General features: G+C 47.0%; 16 protein-coding genes. 10 read left to right on the forward strand and 6 right to left on the reverse strand.

Going from position 1 to position 18,818, the window contains the following annotated elements; genetic code table 11:
• Window positions 1-38: 38 nt before the first annotated feature.
• Window positions 39-203 carry a hemin uptake protein HemP gene (hemP, locus tag Q337_RS0102525; protein ID WP_026470245.1) on the reverse strand — a complete coding sequence of 55 codons (165 nt, stop codon included), beginning with the start codon at window positions 201-203 and terminating at the stop codon, window positions 39-41.
• Window positions 204-330: 127 nt separating this feature from the next.
• On the opposite strand from hemP, the gene Q337_RS0102530 reads away from it, so the two are divergent.
• The gene (locus tag Q337_RS0102530; protein WP_034279159.1) at window positions 331-1,335 is read left to right on the forward strand and encodes a Nudix family hydrolase; all 1,005 of its coding nucleotides are present in this window, start codon (window positions 331-333) and stop codon (window positions 1,333-1,335) included.
• A gap of 136 nt (window positions 1,336-1,471) precedes the next feature.
• On the opposite strand, the gene Q337_RS0102535 is transcribed toward Q337_RS0102530, so the two are convergent.
• The 5 genes from Q337_RS0102535 to glnL form a co-directional block, all read right to left on the reverse strand.
• Window positions 1,472-2,134 (reverse strand): tetratricopeptide repeat protein, encoded by a 663-nt coding sequence (locus Q337_RS0102535; RefSeq protein ID WP_156935680.1) that lies wholly within the window; start codon window positions 2,132-2,134, stop codon window positions 1,472-1,474.
• A gap of 18 nt (window positions 2,135-2,152) precedes the next feature.
• Window positions 2,153-4,582, reverse strand: coding sequence for a penicillin-binding protein 1B (gene mrcB, locus Q337_RS16500; protein ID WP_051526501.1), 2,430 nt, complete (start codon window positions 4,580-4,582; stop codon window positions 2,153-2,155).
• Window positions 4,583-4,745: 163 nt separating this feature from the next.
• The gene (locus Q337_RS0102545) at window positions 4,746-5,192 is read right to left on the reverse strand and encodes a hypothetical protein (RefSeq protein WP_034279160.1); all 447 of its coding nucleotides are present in this window, start codon (window positions 5,190-5,192) and stop codon (window positions 4,746-4,748) included.
• A 149-nt stretch (window positions 5,193-5,341) separates the two neighbouring features.
• On the reverse strand, window positions 5,342-6,823 hold the full coding sequence (gene glnG / locus Q337_RS0102550; protein WP_026470249.1) for a nitrogen regulation protein NR(I): 1,482 nt from the start codon (window positions 6,821-6,823) through the stop codon (window positions 5,342-5,344).
• Window positions 6,824-6,838: 15 nt separating this feature from the next.
• Window positions 6,839-7,939, reverse strand: coding sequence for a nitrogen regulation protein NR(II) (glnL, locus tag Q337_RS0102555; RefSeq protein WP_026470250.1), 1,101 nt, complete (start codon window positions 7,937-7,939; stop codon window positions 6,839-6,841).
• A gap of 563 nt (window positions 7,940-8,502) precedes the next feature.
• Between glnL and rimO the strand changes: the two genes are divergently transcribed.
• From rimO to Q337_RS0102600, 9 genes are all read left to right on the forward strand, one after another.
• Window positions 8,503-9,837, forward strand: coding sequence for a 30S ribosomal protein S12 methylthiotransferase RimO (gene rimO, locus Q337_RS0102560; RefSeq protein ID WP_026470251.1), 1,335 nt, complete (start codon window positions 8,503-8,505; stop codon window positions 9,835-9,837).
• A gap of 315 nt (window positions 9,838-10,152) precedes the next feature.
• On the forward strand, window positions 10,153-10,878 hold the full coding sequence (gene pyrH / locus Q337_RS0102565; RefSeq protein ID WP_026470252.1) for a UMP kinase: 726 nt from the start codon (window positions 10,153-10,155) through the stop codon (window positions 10,876-10,878).
• Between the two features lie 75 nt (window positions 10,879-10,953).
• Complete coding sequence (frr, locus tag Q337_RS0102570) at window positions 10,954-11,508, forward strand: ribosome recycling factor (protein WP_026470253.1); 555 nt, start codon at window positions 10,954-10,956, stop codon at window positions 11,506-11,508.
• Window positions 11,509-11,604: 96 nt separating this feature from the next.
• Window positions 11,605-12,369 (forward strand): polyprenyl diphosphate synthase, encoded by a 765-nt coding sequence (gene uppS / locus Q337_RS16505; protein ID WP_051526705.1) that lies wholly within the window; start codon window positions 11,605-11,607, stop codon window positions 12,367-12,369.
• A complete protein-coding gene (locus tag Q337_RS0102580; protein WP_026470254.1) occupies window positions 12,362-13,165 on the forward strand; it encodes a phosphatidate cytidylyltransferase in 804 nt (267 codons plus the stop codon). Before uppS ends, Q337_RS0102580 begins: the two co-directional genes overlap by 8 nt.
• A gap of 1 nt (window position 13,166) precedes the next feature.
• The gene (gene dxr / locus Q337_RS0102585) at window positions 13,167-14,396 is read left to right on the forward strand and encodes a 1-deoxy-D-xylulose-5-phosphate reductoisomerase (RefSeq protein WP_034279161.1); all 1,230 of its coding nucleotides are present in this window, start codon (window positions 13,167-13,169) and stop codon (window positions 14,394-14,396) included.
• Window positions 14,393-15,748: an RIP metalloprotease RseP gene (rseP, locus tag Q337_RS0102590; RefSeq protein WP_026470256.1), complete on the forward strand. Its 1,356-nt coding sequence runs from the start codon at window positions 14,393-14,395 to the stop codon at window positions 15,746-15,748. Before dxr ends, rseP begins: the two co-directional genes overlap by 4 nt.
• Window positions 15,749-15,800: 52 nt before the next feature.
• Window positions 15,801-18,269, forward strand: a complete 2,469-nt coding sequence (gene bamA, locus Q337_RS0102595) for an outer membrane protein assembly factor BamA (protein WP_026470257.1) — start codon at window positions 15,801-15,803, stop codon at window positions 18,267-18,269.
• A 45-nt stretch (window positions 18,270-18,314) separates the two neighbouring features.
• Window positions 18,315-18,818 carry an OmpH family outer membrane protein gene (locus tag Q337_RS0102600; RefSeq protein WP_026470258.1) on the forward strand — a complete coding sequence of 168 codons (504 nt, stop codon included), beginning with the start codon at window positions 18,315-18,317 and terminating at the stop codon, window positions 18,816-18,818.

Genomic DNA, 18,818 nt, shown 5'->3' on the forward strand with positions numbered 1-18,818 from the left:
TATTTTTATAAAATAATTGTTTTGAAAACCGACAATAACTATTTAGTTAAAATAAGCCGGTTATTGCGGGTCAAGCGTAAACGGTATTCTTCACCTTCATGCAGGATACGGATTTCACGACCCATGGCAAACAGATTATGTGAATGCAGCATAGGCAAGGTCTGGGCAGTATTATTGTTAAACATCTGGAATGGGGCGTTCATGACGGTTTCGTCTCCGTGCGCTGGTTTAATTAATGATAATCATTATCAAATAAAACTGTCAATCATTTGTATGGGCAACTGAATATTTTTTTGTAACCAGTAAACAAGGCAAGGCATAATTGCTATTTTGCCAGAGTATGCGCCATTGAGTTCCGGTTTAAATCCTCATCATTCAAAAGTTGTGCATGTTGCTGTGGGCGTTATTGTGCAATCTGATCAGGTGCTGATTTGCTGGCGTGATGCCAGTTTGCACCAAGGCAACCGCTATGAATTTCCAGGCGGTAAGGTGGAAGCCAGTGAAACGCCGCTGCAAGCCTTGACACGTGAACTGCTTGAGGAAATTAATATTCAGGTCAAAAAAGCAATCCGTGCGCAGCAGTTATATTTTAATTATCCTGAAAAAACTGTATGCCTGCATATTTTTAAGGTGACTGAATTTGAGGGTGAGCCTTGTGGGCAACAGAATCAGGCAATTCGCTGGATCAATAAGCATGAGCTTGGCCAGTATCAGTTTCCGGATGCCAATGCGCCCATTTTGCGCATGGTATTGTTACCAGACCAGTATGTGATTACACAGTCTCAAGATCATCAGCAAACTGTAGATCAATGGCTGGACTGGCATAGTCAACACACACCACAACAGGCATGGTTATATGTGCGCCATAAACAGCTGGATGCCAGCCTGTACCAGCACGCTATTAAGACATTGTCCAGTCAGCGACCAGACCTAAAACTGATTGCCATGTATTCACAAGTTAAAACATTAAAGCCAGTGTGGCCTGAACTGGAGACAGTCATAATAGGCGTGCATTTGAGCCAGCGTGATCTGATGCAGTTGAATGACAAGGTGCAGTTGCCATCATCATGGCTTTACTTTGCAGCTTGCCATGATGCCGCATCCATTCATCAAGCCAATACATTGGCAATGGATGCCATCTTATTAAGTCCTGTACATACTACCAGCACACATGCCGGACAGGCTGGTTTAGGCTGGGCAGCATGGCAGCAGCTTTGTGAACAATGTAATGTACCCGTGTATGCGCTGGGCGGGACTGCACCTGATGATCTGGCTCAGGTGCATCAGGCTGGTGGATTTGGTGTGGCAGGTATTCGTGCGTTTTATCAGTCTTAAATAAATGAAATCAGGCTTGAATCAAATGATTAGCAGTTAGGATCACCTTAAGCCAGATGAGTTGATTAAAGTCTGCCTAATGAAAACCTGATTCATTAAACCATAATGCATTGAAGTATTTTTAAAAGAAGTGGCTTTAAAACTGGCTGGCCAGCTTCTGGATTTGACTACGGGCCTGACTGGCCAGCGCGGCATTATTTTGCAGTTCTGCGGAAGCCAGAATCAATTGCCAGAATGCATGCTGCTGACGCGGATTGCTGGTGAGCATCAGGCCTTTACGGGCCATGGCTTCAGCATTGCCACCTTGCCGTTTCTTCAATGCAACTTCACTAAGGCGGGCATACACTGCTGCTGATTGCGGTGCCATGCGTTGTGCCTGAATCAGGGTCTGCTCAGCAGCATTAAGCTGATTGGCCTGAATCTGTTGTTGCGCCTGCGCCATAAGTCTACTAAACGCAGGAATATTGCTGCCGTCACGGAGTACAACTTTGGGCTGTACCGGACGTGGTACTGGCATAGCCGATGGCAGGCGCTGGCTTTGAATGGAAGGCTCTGTATATTCAGGCAATGGTGTACGCTTGGCACCATTTTCCTGAACTTTGGCAGGAGTGGCCGGTGCAGTCACAACTGGCCGGGTTTTTTCTTCAATGTCCAGATAGGGGCTTGAGGATTTCTTTACCCCGGTCATGCTTTGACAACCTGTGAGCAGGCTAATACCCATTAAAGGTAACAAAACCAGTAAAGCCGGTTTAAGTGCAGTTTTAGACCCTACAGATGTTGTCGTTATGTTCATTGTCATGGGTATTGCCTCAATCAATTATTCACTGGACCAGAAACGGCGTACCACTGGCGGCTTGCCAGTATCAGGGTCTGGCGGTAATTCCAGATTGATGCTGGCTTCGCCTGTGTCGGCAGGCTCCGGTACACGGCGGGCATATTGCTGGTAAACCGGCTGGCCATTTTCATCCAGTTCAGTTTCGCCATAGGGTGCTTCCTGTGAACCATAGATATGGAGCATGCCACAGGACGTAGCCTGATTAGGCACTGTAGACGCCAGCATGGGAATATAAACAGCACCGGGACATTCCTGTGCAGACAGGTTACCACTGGCCTGATCAATCCATTGCCACTGCACCGTGGTGGGCTGTATTGGCTCAACGGGTGCCAGATTAAGCTGTTTCATCACATTGATCCATACTGGTAAGGCACCACTGGAACCTGTCAGGCCGATAGGTCGATTGTCATCATGCCCCAGCCAGACCACTGCCACATAATTGCCACTGTAACCTGCAAACCATGAATCACGCGCGTCGTTGGTGGTGCCACTTTTACCTGCAAGATTTAAATTAGAGGGTAGCGTGGCGTAAGCACTGGCACCTGTACCGCTACGCATCACCTGCTGTAGTGCATAGTTAAGCAGGTAAACGCCACCCGGATCCAGACTCTGGCGCACATTCAGGCCATAACGCTGTAGGGGATTACCCTTGGCATCCACCACGCTACGAATGGAGCGGGGGGCATAGCGAAAGCCATTGGCGGCATAAACCTGATACATGCCCAATACCTGCATGGGCGACAGGTTGACTGCACCCAGCAGAATGGATGGATAAGGTTTAATGTCATCATCAATACCCAAAGTATGCAGGGTATTAATAAAGCTGGGAATGCCCATTTCCCAGCCCAGACGCACAGTAGCCAGATTATAGGAGTGCGCTAGTGCATATACTAAGGGTACTGTTCCATGACTTTGCCCATCATAGTTTTTGGGTTTCCAGTCTTTCATACCCATGCCGGTAATGCTGACTGGCGCATCACTAATGGGACTATTCAAGCTATAACGCTGCGATTCCAATGCATTAAAGTACACCACTGGCTTTAACAGCGAACCCACCTGGCGCTTGGCATCCAGCGCACGGTTAAAGCCGGTGAACATGCCTGAACCACCCACCACAGCCAGAATTTCACCATTTTCAGGATTGGCAACAGTAACCGCACCCTGCAAGCCTTCCAGCCGTTTTGGGTTGCGCTTGATGAGTTGTTTGAGCGTGGCGTCAAACGCCCTGTTGGCTGAGGTCTGTACAATGGGATCAAGAGTAGTAAAAATGCGCAGGCCTTCACTGGTCAGGTCCACTTCCTGATATTCTTCTTTAAGCTGGCGGCGTACTACATCCAGAAAGTCCGGGAACAGGCTCTGGCCAACGGTTGGCTTTTTAATTACATTGAGTTTGGTTTTTATGGCATCGTCATATTGCTGCTGATCAATTCTGCCTGTAATTAGCATGTTGTGCAGGACCACGTTACGGCGTTCCAGCGCCAGCGCAGGATTGCGCCACGGATTGTACAAGCTTGGCCCTTTTACCAGACCCACCAGAAATGCCATTTGCGGTAACTTCAGCTCATTTAAGGGCTGGCCAAAATAAAACTGGGCTGCCAGTCCAAAACCGTTAATGGAATGATTGCCATTTTGTCCCAGATTCACTTCATTTAAGTAAGCTTCCAGAATGTCATTTTTGTTGTAGTGCAGTTCTACCAGCAATGCCATCAGGGCTTCATTGGCCTTGCGCTTTAAGGTGCGCTCAGGGCTTAAATAAAAATTCTTTACCAATTGCTGGGTTAGGGTAGAGCCACCCTGCCGCGGGCCGCCAGTCATGTTACTCACCATGGCGCGCGCAATCCCGCGAATAGACACACCGTGATGGCTATAAAACTTGCGGTCTTCCGTGGCAATCAGGGCATCAATTAAAGGCTGGGGAACTTTGCCAAGCTGAATCAGTACGCGGTCTTCATTGTGGCGCGGATAGATACCACCTACCAGAATGGGTTCCAGACGGGCGATGCCGGTGCCATTTTGCTGGGTACTGCGGACATCAGTGACCTGCTGGCCATCTGTGGTAACTTCAAGTACCTGTTCCGGCTCGGTGGAATCGCCAAAATCAAAGCCCCGGGTATGTACATAGACCATGCTGCCTTTATCAACATAAGTCCCCGGTGATTCATAGTTATCAGCTTTTTTATAATTGAGCAGTTTGAGTTCCTGTTTCAGGTTATCCGGGGTTACCAGTGCACCGTTAAACAGCTCAAGGGGCCGTGCAAATACCTTGGCAGGAATTTCCCAGCGCTTGCCTTCAAATTTGCTACGTACAATATAGTCAAGCCTTACGGTATAAATGCCCAGACCAACGAATGCAGCCAGAATAATAATAACCAGCACCATGCTGATGAAGGTAAAACCACGTGATAAATTCATGCGTCGAAAAAATAAAAAATGATATATAAAATTAAAGGCGATAATGCGTGAGCAGTGTTACAGATGCAATCAAAACACTGTTAAAACATGCAAATTGCCCGACTAAATTCTGCCTGTATGGCAACTGCTGTTTTGCTTTAAAGTTAATAGTAATATCAAACGCTTAATAGCGTGGCGTATTGGGATTGACATCAGTCTGGTTAACGTAATTTTTAACTTCAAGATAGGCATGACAACCGCTTAAATATTCAGTACTTAGCATTCTGCATTGTTCGGGCGTGCTAATTTTTTGTTCATTGGCCCATTCATAGCCCATATTATAGTTCTGGTCAGCACTGGATTCAGAGCTTAATGGATGGGCTGCACTGGTGTTCTGCATGTGTGCGTACATTTGCCTGGCAGAATCAGGTGCGCGTGAGGGTGCATAAACGGGCGTGGCTGGCGGCTGCACCTTATTAAAAACATGATTAATAGGGGAGTGCGACACATAAGAGGCTGACGAGGTTACTGTGTTTTCACGCACGATAATCCAGCCGACAACCGCCACAAAAAGAACAATAAGCGTAATGAGTACCGCCAAAAATCGATTATTCCACTTTAGTTTTATCATGGTTTTTGAGCTCCTTCAGCAAGCTCTGGTATTTTTTAAAATAGCCAAATCTCTGATGTCGCTCATTATATGAGTAGACTGGCCTAAAACCAAACATATCTCATCGGTTTTGGATAACTGGTGGCTGTGCAGAAAAAAGATGACGGCTGCTAGAGCTCGTCATCGTCAGTGCTACTGATGCCCAGCTCCTTAAGTTTGCGGGTGAGGGTATTACGTCCCCAACCCAGCAATTCTGCTGCATGCCGCTTGCGACCATGGCTATAATCCAGCGCGGCATCAATCATGGTGCGCTCAAATAGCGGTAAAGCAGTTTCCAACAGTTGCTGTTCCCCAGCCAGCAGTTTTTGCTTGGCCCATTGACGCAGCAGGCCATCCCACTGATCAGGACTGATTGCCGCATGCGTATTTGCCACAGCTTTGTCATTGCTTGGACTGATCAATAGTTGATCGTGTTCTTGTTGATGTAATTGACGCAGCTCTGCAGGCAGGTCTTCCGGAAAAATTTCACGGCCAGTCACCATAACAGTCAGCCAGCGGCAGGTGTTCTCCAACTGGCGCACATTGCCGGGCCATGGCAGTTGCTGCATGTAGGTAATGGTTTCCTTGCGCAGGATTTTTGGGTCTACCGACAGTTCGCGGCCAGCACGGGCCAGAAAATGACCAGCCAGCATGGGAATGTCTTCACTGCGGTCGCGCAACTTGGGAATATGAATCCGAATCACATTTAAGCGATGGTATAAGTCTTCGCGGAACTTGCCAGACGCCACCAATTTTTCCAGATCCTGATGGGTTGCCGCAATAATGCGTACATCAACCTTGACTGGCGTATGACCACCCACCCGATAAAATTCGCCATCTGCCAAGACACGCAGCAGGCGGGTCTGGGTTTCAAATGGCATGTCACCAATTTCATCCAGAAACAGTGTGCCGCCATTGGATTGCTCAAACCGACCCTGACGCTGGGTATTTGCGCCGGTAAACGCCCCTTTTTCATGGCCAAATAATTCGGTTTCAATCAGGTCTTTGGGAATGGCAGCCATGTTTAGGGCAATAAATGGCTTGGCGCTGCGTGGTGAATGACGATGCAACGCATGGGCAACCAGTTCCTTGCCCGTACCGGATTCACCATTAATTAGCACCGTAATATGCGATTGCGACAAACGGCCAATAGCCCGGAAAACTTCCTGCATGGCAGGCGATTCACCAATAATGTCAACCGTCTTTAGGGGAGCAATACGTCCGGTATCCTGCTGTTGCAATTTGGCGGCATGCTGGATAGCACGGCTGACCAGTGTCAGGGCTTCATCAATATCAAAAGGCTTGGGCAGGTATTCAAATGCCCCGGTCTGGTAACTGGACACCGCAGATTCAAGGTCTGAATGTGCAGTCATGATAATCACAGGCAGATCAGGATGAGAGGCTTTTACCCGGGATAAAAATGTCAGGCCATCGATGCCGGGCATGCGAATATCGGTCAGGATCACATCGGGCTGTTCTTTTTCCAGACGATCCAGCGCAGTCTGGCCTTCTTCAAAGCTGGTGACATTAAAGCCTTCTTCTTTAAAGGTCTTTTCAAGTACCCATCGCATGGCACGATCATCATCAATCACCCAAATGGCTTCATGCGACATGTTGACTATCTCCAATTATTCCCAAGGCAAAAACAAACTAAAAATGGTACAGCCGGGTTCAGACTGGCACTCAATCATTCCACCATGCTGATGCACAATATTCTGTGCAATACTCAAGCCAAGCCCGGTACCACTGGCACGGCCTGTCACCATCGGATAAAAAACCGATTCAACAATATCGGCCGGAATACCGGGGCCGTTGTCTTCCAGGTCAACGCGGATCACACTACGATGCAGCACCCCATTGATGTTAAACATACGCTGGATACGGGTACGCAGCACAATTTTAGGGTCCCGCTCGCTAAAAATTTCCGGATTTTCACTAATTGCCTGCACGGCATTCACACAGATATTTAGCATCACCTGAATCATCTGGTCGCGGTCAGCATTGACTTCCGGCAGGGAAAGATCATAGTCACGAATCACCTGCACGGTATTTTTAGTCTGGCTTAAAATCAGGCTACGTACCCGTTCCAGCGGCTCATGGATATTGACCTTTTGCAGGGAAGGCAAATGCCGTGAACCCAGCATGGTATCGGCCAGCGTACGCAGGCGATCCACTTCACTAATAATAATCTCGGTAAATTCGCTGACACTGCCGTCGGGCAGGCTGCGTGCCAGTAACTGGGTTGCCCCGCGAATACCGCCCAAAGGATTCTTGATTTCATGCGCAACCCCACGCACCAGCTGGCGGGCAATCTGATGCTGCTGGGCCAGATGCTCATCGCGGTTAATACGTAGCAAACGGTCAATCGGTTGAATTTCAATCAATAAATGCTGGTGGGCAATCGCACCAATCCGGTCATCAATAATCAGCGATACGGAATAATCCACGGCCTTGTCTTTGAGGCCAATCGTCAGGATGGCTTCACGGCGGGTATAGGGCTGACCGGTGTGCAGGGTGCGTAAAATGGCCGCTTTGGTGTCAAAGCTTTCATCCTGTTCGGTTAGAATCGACAACAGCGGCATGCCAATCGCGCGGGTACGGCTAATGTCCAGTAATGCTTCACAGGCAGAATTCAAATACTCAATTTCAAGATTGGGCGATACCTGCATAATGGCCGTTAGCATGTGATCAACCAGACTGCGATAATCAACAGGTGGGCTAAGATGCATTACTGAATGGCTCATGAATCAATTAAACCGTAATAGAGAGTTAGGCTGTCGCTAAATAAGCTGTTAATCGTTAATCTTGGCTAAAAACCTGGGTTAGTACAGAAATTTATGTAATTTAAAAAAGCGCAATGCAGTCCTAAAAAAGCTAGACGCCAGGCTTTTTACAATCGCATTATTCATTTAGCAATTAGCACGCCAACAGTGGATTTAAGCCTTAAAAAAATTATGCAGCAGTCTTAAAAACCATTTTTACTGTTTTAAGGACAATAAAAGGCACATGGTACAGGCAGTTTTTGGCATAAGTGCCCTATTGTGAAACAGCCCTTAACTTACATTGCACCAAATTAATGCATTAATAAGAATTTGTCTTGTAATTTAAAATTAACGCCCTAAATCAGAGCATTGTCCATAGGCTTTAATTGAACGATGCTTAGGATGTATTGGAATTCCAGTGTGCAATTGATGCGCACGATGCAAGAAAACCCGCTTGGTAAGGTCTGGTTATACTATTAAAGCAACGCCAAAGTGCTTACAATATGCACTAATCTGTTGGAGCTGTATGCATGAAATCCCCTAAAGTCGGTTTTGTATCCCTGGGCTGTCCTAAAGCACTGGTTGATTCGGAGCGAATCCTTACCCAGTTACGTACGGAAGGGTATGACGTTGCAGCTTCATTTGAAGGCGCAGATTTAGTGGTAGTCAATACCTGTGGCTTTATTGAATCCGCCGTACAGGAGTCACTGGATGCCATTGGCGAAGCCATCAGTGAAAATGGCAAGGTGATTGTGACAGGCTGTCTGGGCAAGGATGAAGCAAAAATCCGCGCCATGCATCCCAGCGTTTTAAAAGTAACTGGCGCTGCTGCTTATCAAGACGTCATGAGTGCCGTGCATGAATATGTGCCGCCACCGCCAGCGCATAATCCTTTTGTTGATCTGGTGCCGCCACAAGGAATTCGCCTGACGCCCAAGCATTATGCTTATTTAAAAATTTCCGAAGGCTGTAACCACCGCTGTACTTTTTGCATTATTCCACAAATGCGTGGTGATCTGGTGTCGCGTCCAATTGGCAGCATCATGGATGAAGCACAGGCACTGGTGAATGCAGGCGTGAAAGAAATTCTGGTGATTTCTCAAGATACCTCGGCCTATGGTGTAGACACCAAATACAAGCTGGATTTCTGGAACGGCCAGCCGCTTAAAACCAAATTTTATGACCTGTGTGCTGCGCTAGGACAACTAGGCGTTTGGGTGCGCCTGCATTACGTTTATCCTTATCCGCATGTGGATGCAGTGCTGGAACTGATGCGTGATGGCAAAATCCTGCCGTATCTGGATATTCCATTCCAGCATGCCAGTCCGCGTATTTTAAAACTGATGAAACGCCCGGCGCACAGTGAAAATACCCTAGAAAAAATCAAGCTGTGGCGTTCCATTTGTCCTGATCTCGCCATTCGTTCTACTTTTGTAGTGGGTTTCCCCGGTGAAACCGAAGAAGATTTTCAGTATCTGCTGGACTGGTTACGCGAGGCCAAACTGGATCGCGTGGGCTGTTTTACCTATTCACCAATTGAAGGCGCGCCAGCCAATGATTTGCCTGATCTGGTGCCCGAAGAGGTCAAACAAGATCGCTACGAACGCTTTATGCTGGTGGCACAGGAAATCTCTGCACAAATTCTGAAAGACAAGATTGGCAAGCGCATGACCGTGCTGGTTGACGAGCTTGACCCGGAATATCCGGTTGCTGTCGCGCGCTCTTATGCCGATGCCCCTGAAATTGATGGCAACGTGTTTGTTGAAGATATCGACAAAAGCCAGATTCAGCCGGGCCAAATGCTGTATGTTGAAATTACTGATGCTGATGAATATGACCTGTTTGCCAAGCTAATTTCGGTGTAACACTTATTTGTCAGCGCTGCATTGTTTTAATGCCGGGCTGTTAAAAGTTCAGCTTTTATCAGCCTGTATTTGATAAATTTTATAGTGATTCTGGCTTAAGGTGAGTTTGGTGGATTGGCGCATGCCACAGCATTTGTTACCATGCGCGCCGATCAGCTATTGTCTGGAATGGTCATCAGGATACAACGGTGAGCTTGTATGCACACTTGATGACTAGGATTTGATCTGACAGTTTACACCAGCGTTATGCTGCTGTTTTTGATATAAAGTTATCTGTTTTAAAGTTTTATAATTGAATTGCTTGGGAGCAACACTATGGCTGAGAATAGCCCGCGTTTTTCACGCATACTGCTTAAACTGTCAGGAGAAGCGCTTTCAGGCAATAAAGATATGGGCATTGATGCATCCATTCTGGATCAAATGTCGCTGTCTATCGCACATCTGGTGGGTCTTGGCGTGCAGGTTGGCATTGTAGTAGGTGGTGGTAACTTGTACCGGGGCAGCCAGCTACAACAGGAAGGACTGGTAGGCCGTGTTACTGGCGACCAGATGGGCATGTTGGCTACGGTTATGAATGGTTTGGCGCTACGTGATGCGCTGGAACGTCGCAATATTAAAACCCGTTTGATGTCTGCCATTTCTATTAACGGTGTGGTCGAAACCTATAGCAGCCGGGATGCAATCCGTCATCTGAAAAATGGTGAAGTATGCGTATTTGTAGCGGGTACGGGCAATCCATTTTTTACCACGGATACCGCAGCATGCCTGCGTGGTATTGAAATTGAAGCAACCCTGATTCTAAAAGCCACCAAAGTTGATGGTGTGTACGACAAAGACCCAAGCAAGCATGACGATGCAATCAAGTATGATTACCTGAGCTTTGATGAAGTACTGGATCGTAAGCTCGGTGTTATGGATTTAACAGCGATTTGCCTGTGCCGTGACCATAGTGTGCCATTGCAGGTTTTTAACATGAACAAACCGGGTGCACTGCTTTCTGTTGTGATGGGTGCGCCTGAAGGAACTCACGTGACCCGCTAGATGGCAGGCCGGTATGCTTAAAGGCCGACATTGCTAAAATATATTGATTCTGGAATAAAATGAGGAAGATTGGTCATGATTAATGATTTGAAAAAAGACGGCGAGAGCCGCATGAAAAAAAGTATTGAGGCGCTGGAAGCAGGCTTTGCCAAAGTTCGTACAGGCCGTGCCCATCCTTCCATGCTCAATGGCATCATGGTGTCTTATTACGGTAGCGATGTGCCGCTCAATCAGGTGGCCAACATTGGTGTCGACGATGCACGTACATTGGTGGTACAGCCGTTTGAACGTAGCATGACCAGCACCATTGATAAGGCAATTCGTGAAAGCGATCTGGGTCTAAACCCAATCACTGCGGACATCATCCGCGTGCCGTTACCAGCGCTTACTGAAGAAACCCGTCGCAACATGCAAAAGCTGGCGCGTGGTGAAGCAGAAAATGCCAAAGTGGCTATCCGTAACATTCGCCGTGATATTCTGGGTGATATTAAGGATTTGCTTAAAGAAAAAGAAATTTCCGAAGATGAAGAGCGTCGTGCCGGTGATGAAATTCAAAAGCTGACCGACAAGTATGTGGCTGATGTTGACAAGATGCTGGCTGCCAAAGAAGCCGAGTTGATCCAGGTTTAATACAGCAGGCACCTTATGTCCAGTAATTCCATTTCCAGTAATCCGGTTGCTGCTGAGCCTGTCTCCAGTGAACAGCAGGGCGCTGATCAGACTTCCATGAACTTGCCACGTCATGTGGCGATTATTATGGATGGCAACAACCGTTATGGAAAGCGTGAAGCCTTGCCAGAAGGTGGGGGGCATCGAGCGGGCAAGGTACAGCTTGATCCTGTGGTCGAGCAAGCCCGTCGTCTGGGTGTTCAGGTGCTCACTGTATTTGCCTTTTCCAGCGAAAACTGGCAGCGTCCCCACAAGGAAGTTGCCCTGCTGATGGAGCTGTTTGCCCAGACCATCCGTGAGCAGGTTCCCCGCATGAAAAAGCACGATATTGCCTTGCGCTTTATTGGCAACCGTGCCCAGTTATCTGATGAACTACAGCAGCTCATGCTTGAGGCTGAGAGTGCCACTGCGCATCATCGTTCAATGACGCTGGTGATTGCCGTAAGCTATGGCGGCATGTGGGATATTGCTCAGGCTGCCCGGCAACTGGCGCTTCAGGTAGAGCGTGGCCTGTTAAATGTCGATCAGATTAACGAACAGGCCCTGCAGCAGTATATTTCGCTGTCAGACTTGCCAGTAGTCGATTTGATGATCCGTACTGGTGGTGACTACCGCCTGTCCAATTTCCTGCTTTGGCAAGCTGCCTATGCAGAGCTGTATTTTACTGAAACCTTATGGCCTGATTTTTCAGTAGAAGAATTTAATAAGGCGCTTAAGGTTTTTGCCCAGCGTGAACGCCGTTTTGGTCGTACAAGCGAGCAGGTTAAGCAGCAACTCGATAATAACCATCCTGCAACAGCAACGAGCTTTGATAATGATTGAGCGCATTCGCACAGCACTGATTTTAGTTGCTATTGTCCTGCTGTGTATGTTTGCCAGCACAAGTGTACTGCCCATGATGGGTTTGATGTTGCTCATGGTTGCAATTGCCGGTTATGAGTGGGCACGTTTAATTCCCAATCAGCAATACACCTTATATGCAGCTATTGTTACTGTACTTTCTGCGGGTACTTTGTTTTTACCACAAAGCTGGCCTTATCTATGGGCAATTGCTTTACTGACCTGGCTCATAAGTCTGTCATGGGTCAAGCAATATCCTGAGAAAACAGGCTGGTACAATAAAAACCTGAATGTCCTCGGTGTAGTACTACTGGTTGCAACGGTAATAGCCATTTTTGCCTTATGGCAACAGTCACCGTGGTGGCTCATGTATGTGTTTGCACTGGTATGGTGTGCTGACAGCGGTGCCTATTTTGCTGGGCGTGCATTTGGCAAGCGTAAACTGGCACCCAATGTGAGTCCCAATAAATCAATAGAGGGATTGATTGGCGGATTAGCATTAACACTGGTAGTAATGCTGGCTGTAGGCTTTGGTCAACTGAAGCTTAATGCCACGGCATTGGCTATGTTTATTGCCTTGTCTATTGTCACCGTGCTTGCTTCTGTACAAGGCGACCTGTTTGAATCCATGGTCAAGCGCAAGGCTGGGATTAAGGATTCAGGTAAAATTTTGCCCGGCCACGGTGGCGTACTGGATCGTATAGATTCCTTAATGGCCGCAACCCCTGTGTTTGCATTAGGGTTATGGTTACAGCAGCAATTTTTAGGTGGTTTTTAAGATGCCAGTGCAACAGGTAACGATTCTTGGCGCCACTGGTTCCATTGGAAAAAGTACCCTAAAGGTGCTGGCTCAGCATCCTGATCAGTATCAGGTTTATGCCTTGACAGGCTTTCAGCGTCTAGACGAACTGGCACAATTGGTTGAACAGCATTCTCCAAAAGTGGTAGTCGTTCCAGAAGGTAAAATAGATACTTTTAGATCATTACTTGCATTGCATTGTAATGACAAACAAATACATACTATTGAAATTGTTGAGGGCGAAACAGGGCTGTGTCAGGTTGCCAGTGCAGCAGCAGTAAACGTTGTGATGGCAGCAATCGTTGGCAGCGCAGGATTAAAACCTACACTGGCCGCCATTGATGTAGGCAAACGTGTATTGCTCGCTAATAAGGAAGCATTGGTCATGGCGGGCGAGCTGTTTATGCAGCGCGTCAAGCAGGCTCAAGCCACCTTGCTGCCGGTAGATTCGGAGCATAATGCCATTTTTCAATGTCTGCCTACGGATTATTTCAGCAGTTCAGCGCGCTTTGCAAATCAGGGAAATCGGGCTGGCGTTTCACAGATTTTGCTGACAGCATCCGGCGGCCCGTTCAGGACATGGACATTGCAACAAATGCACCAGGCTACGCCAGCACAAGCCTGCAAACATCCCAACTGGTCGATGGGGCAGAAAATTTCAGTTGATTCAGCCACCCTGATGAACAAAGGACTTGAACTAATTGAAGCCTGTCATTTGTTTGAGTTGCCCGTTGAGCGGGTTACAGTAGTCATTCATCCAGAAAGTATTGTTCATTCACTGGTGCAGTACATTGATGGTTCTACCCTGGCACAGCTTGGCAATCCGGATATGTGTACGCCGATTGCACATGCGCTTGCATGGCCACAGCGGATTGCAACCACCGTTCCGCCATTAGACTTATTTTCTGCCAATTGCCTGAACTTTGAGCAGCCGGATGAAGACAGATTTCCTGCCTTGGCATTGGCAAAATCTGCTATGAAAACTGGTGGTTGTGCACCCGCTGTGTTGAATGCAGCCAACGAAGTTGCTGTTGCAGCATTTCTGGCCAATAAAATTGCGTTTACACAGATTACACAACTCATACACGCAGTAATAACACAAATCAATGTGCTTCCTGCACACGACCTTGACACAATCCTTGTGCAAGACCTTGAGGCGCGCGAGCTTGCAGGGCAATGGATAATGGCGAATGCCAACAGGACTACATGAATATCGTATTTATTATTCTTGCAGCAATTGTTTTACTGGGGCCTTTGATTGCAATTCATGAGTTCGGCCATTTCTGGGTTGCCAGACGAATGGGAGTCAAGGTATTAGTTTATTCCATTGGATTTGGCCCCACACTATTGAAATGGCATGGCAAGGACGGAGTATGCTATCAGCTTGCTGCTATTCCGCTGGGTGGCTATGTACGCATGGCAGATGAGCGTGAAGGTGAAGTTGCCGCTGAAGATATTCCCTATGCCTTTAATCGCCAGTCAGCCTGGAGCCGTATTGCCATTGTGGCTGCTGGTCCGCTGATTAACCTGCTATTTGCCATTGTGCTGTACTGGATATTGTTTCTGCCTGCCAGTGAGCAACTAAGTACCCGTATTGGTCAAATCCAGCCCCATTCTCCTGCGGCTCAGGCAGGGCTGCAGGTCGGTGATAAAATTACCGCAGTGGATGGCACCCAGACCTTAACCTGGGAAAACCTGAACTATGCGCTGGTAGAGCGCATGGGTGAAACTGGCACCATTCAGATCACTGCGGAACGTCATCAGCAGCTTCAAACCTACAACCTGCCAATCCAGAATTTTATGCGCACCAGTGGGCAAAACCCACTCGAACAATTGGGTTTTTTACCTTACCAACCTGATATCAAGCCTGTTATTGGTGAGGTAACTCCTCATGAAGCTGCTGCAAATCAGGGACTGAAAGCTGGCGATCAGATTGTGCAGATTAATAAGCAACCAGTGCGTCAATGGCTCCAGGTGACCCAGATTGTACGTAGCCATCCTGAGCAGGTACTGGTATTTGATATCGTGCGTGATGGCAAACCTTTGCAGTTAAAAGTAATGCCTAAGGGTAAAAAGGATGCGGTAGGCACTGAATATGGATTTTTGGGAGCTAGCGCTAAAGTTGAAAATTATAAAATTCCAACAGAATATACCCAAACAGTTCAGTACAGTCCGCTCACCGCGCTGGGTATGGCTGCTAACCAAACATGGCAATTGTCGGTAATTACAGTTCAGGCCATGGGTAAAATGTTTACTGGAAAAATTGGTCTGGAAAACTTGTCCGGTCCAGTGACTATTGCCAATATGGCTGGCCAGAGTGCCGAAATGGGCTGGCAGCCGTTTATCAGGCTTATGGCCTTAATGAGTGTTAGTCTGGGAATTTTAAACTTATTACCTATCCCGGTACTTGATGGTGGACACATAGTCTATTATTTTATTGAAGCACTGCGCGGTAAACCAGTGTCCGAGCAAATTCAAATGATTGGCTTGCGCATTGGTATTGTATTACTTGGGGCATTGATGATCCTTGCACTATTTAATGATTTTGCACGCCTGATCTAACAGCTGTGTAACAATGATTTTTAATTAATTTTTACTTTTGGAATCCTTAGGCATGCGGCACTCATATTTTACACTGCCTCTGACACTGGTTAGCGCAATGGCTTTGGTACAGCAGGCCAATGCTGAAGATTTTGTAGCACAGGACGTCCGGATTGAAGGACTAGTGCGGCTTGCACCAGCCAGCGTTTACGGAGTATTGCCGGTAAGCAGCGGTGATCAGGTTACTGATGCAAAAGTGGCAGACAGTATTCGTGCCTTATATGCCACTGGCAACTTTGATGACATTCAAAGTGTACGTGATGGTAATACACTGGTGTTCAAGGTCATTGAGCGCCCGGTCATTTCATCAGTGACCTTTACTGGTAATAAACTAATTCCAACGGATACCCTAAAGCAGGGTCTAAAAAGCCTGAATCTGACTGAAGGTCAGGTGCTCAAGCGTGCGACCTTGCAAAATATTGAAAATGAGCTTGAGCAGCAATATGCCCAGCAGGGTCGTTATGATGCTGACGTCACTGTAGAAACTACCCCACGGGCCAACAACCGGGTCGATTTAAACTTTAAGTTTATCGAGGGTACGGCAGCCAAGGTTTTTGATATTAATGTCATTGGTAACACTGTATTTAAGGACAGTGACATCCTGCAAGCCTTTGCAGTTAAAGAAAGCTCATGGTCATCCGTGTTGACCCGGAATGACCGCTATGCCCGCGAGCGCATGACAGCCAGTCTGGAAAGTCTGCGTGCACTTTATTTAAACAAGGGCTATGTTAATTTCAATGTGAATAATGCCCAGCTCAATATTAGTGATGATAAAAAACGCATTTTTATTGAAGTCAGCATCAGCGAAGGTGAGCAGTATAAATTTGGTCAAACCAAGTTTTTAGGCGATACGCTATTTTCGCAGGATGAATTACGCCCACTGGCAATTTTCAAGGAAGGTGCAACTTACTCGCAAGCGCAAGTCAATGCGGTTAAGGAATTATTGACACGCAAATATGGCAATGCAGGCTATTATTTTGCCGAGATCAACGCTGTACCTGACATTGATGAAGCAAACAAAACCGTTAACCTGAATTATTATATTAATCCGGGCAAGCAGGTCACGGTGCGTCGCATTAACTTCAATGGCAATACCAAGACAGCCGACGAAGTGCTACGCCGTGAAATGCGTCAAATGGAAGGTGCACTGGCTACCAATGAAAAAATTGATCTGTCCAAAGTGCGTCTGGAGCGGACAGGCTATTTTAAGACTGTAGCAATTGAGCCTGTTCGTGTTCCTAATACAGCCGATCAGATTGACCTGAATGTCAAGGTTGAAGAGCAAAACTCTGGTACCAGTACTGTTGCTGTAGGCTATTCGCAAGGTGGCGGTGTCACTTTCCAGCTGGGTCTTAGCCAGACTAACTTTCTGGGAACTGGTAATCAGGTGGCAATTGATCTGTCACGTTCTGAAACCCTCGATTACTATAACCTGAATGTTTTGGATCCCTACTTTACCATTGATGGGGTCAGCCGTGGTTATAATGCTTATATGCGTAAAACCAAGCTGGACAAGCTCAACGTTAGTACCTATGTAACTGATTCTCTAGGTGGCAGTTTAACGTTTGGTTATCCACTGGATGAAAACCAGAATGTCAGTGCATCATTCAATGTAGATGATACCCAGATTTCTACGGGTCAGTTTGTATCAGTTGCTATTCGCGATTATCTGCTGGCAAATGGCGGTAAAACGACTCGAACTTTTACCACAACCAAAACAGTGACCAGAACCAAGACAAACCCGGATACCGGAGAGATCATTCGTGATGTTGATGGCAAGCCAGTACAGGAAACCATTCAGGTTCCAGACCGGACTTATGGCAATGCTTTTGAAGGCGATTATCTTACCTACAACCTGAATCTGGCTTGGGCTTACAATACTTTGAACCGTCCTGTATTCCCAACCAAAGGCATGTACCATCGTTTGTCGCTGGATATTGCCTTGCCCGGCAGTGACGTGGAATATCAAAAACTGACCTATGATGGTCAGGCACTATTCCCATTGGGTGACAAGTTTGTCCTACGTACGTATAGTAAATTGGGCTACGGTAATGATTTGCCTTTCTATAAGAACTATTTTGCTGGTGGTTATGGCTCAGTCCGCGGTTATAAGGAAAGTACGCTGGGGCCACGTAGTCCCGCAGTGATTTATCAGGAAACTGGTACTACTGATACAGATCCAGAAGCCATTGGTGGTAATGCTCTGATTCAGGGTGGGGTAGAGCTGGTATTGCCTGTACCATTCAAGGGTGACTGGTCACGACAGATCCGTCCTGTTCTGTTTGTTGAAGGGGGTCAGGTCTATAATACTGATGCTTCGGACTTTGAAATCAATGCTGATAACATTCGTTACAGTGCTGGTGTCGGATTTACCTGGATTACGGTGATTGGCCCATTATCGCTGAGCTATGCGTATCCGCTTAACCAGAAAGATGGTGATGAAACAAAACGTGTTCAGTTTGAAATTGGACGTACCTTTTAAGCAAATGGATGCTTAAAAACACTTAAGAGTCACAAGGAGTTTAATATGCGTCATTTATTTGCCACAGCCGCACTGACCATTGCTGCTTTATCAACCAGTGCTGCTTATGCTAATAATGTTGCAGTTGCCGATTCGCAAGCAGCAATTTTTAATTCAAAATACGCCAAGCAAACCGTGGCTAACCTAAACAGTAGCCTAAAGCCGCAGCGTGACCGGATTGAAGCCCTGCAAAAAGAACTGGCTGGTATTGAAAACCGCTTCAAGACTGATGCCAAAGTACTGAAGGAAGATCAGGTGAGAGCATTGCAAACGCAGGCACAAAGCAAGATCAACGAGTACAACAGTACTGCTGAAGGTCTGCAAAAGCGTGTTGATGAAACGCAAGCCACCATGTACAAAACCCTGCTGCCAAAACTTGAGAAAATCATTGAAGATATTCGCAAGGAAGGCAACTATGACATTATCATTGAAAAGAAAAATGTCATCTGGAGCAGCCCAACTGTGGACATTACCAGCAAAATTACTGAACGTCTGGATGCTACCCAGTAA

The organism is Alkanindiges illinoisensis DSM 15370 (assembly GCF_000619845.1).
GTDB classification, from domain to species: Bacteria; Pseudomonadota; Gammaproteobacteria; order Pseudomonadales; family Moraxellaceae; genus Alkanindiges; species Alkanindiges illinoisensis.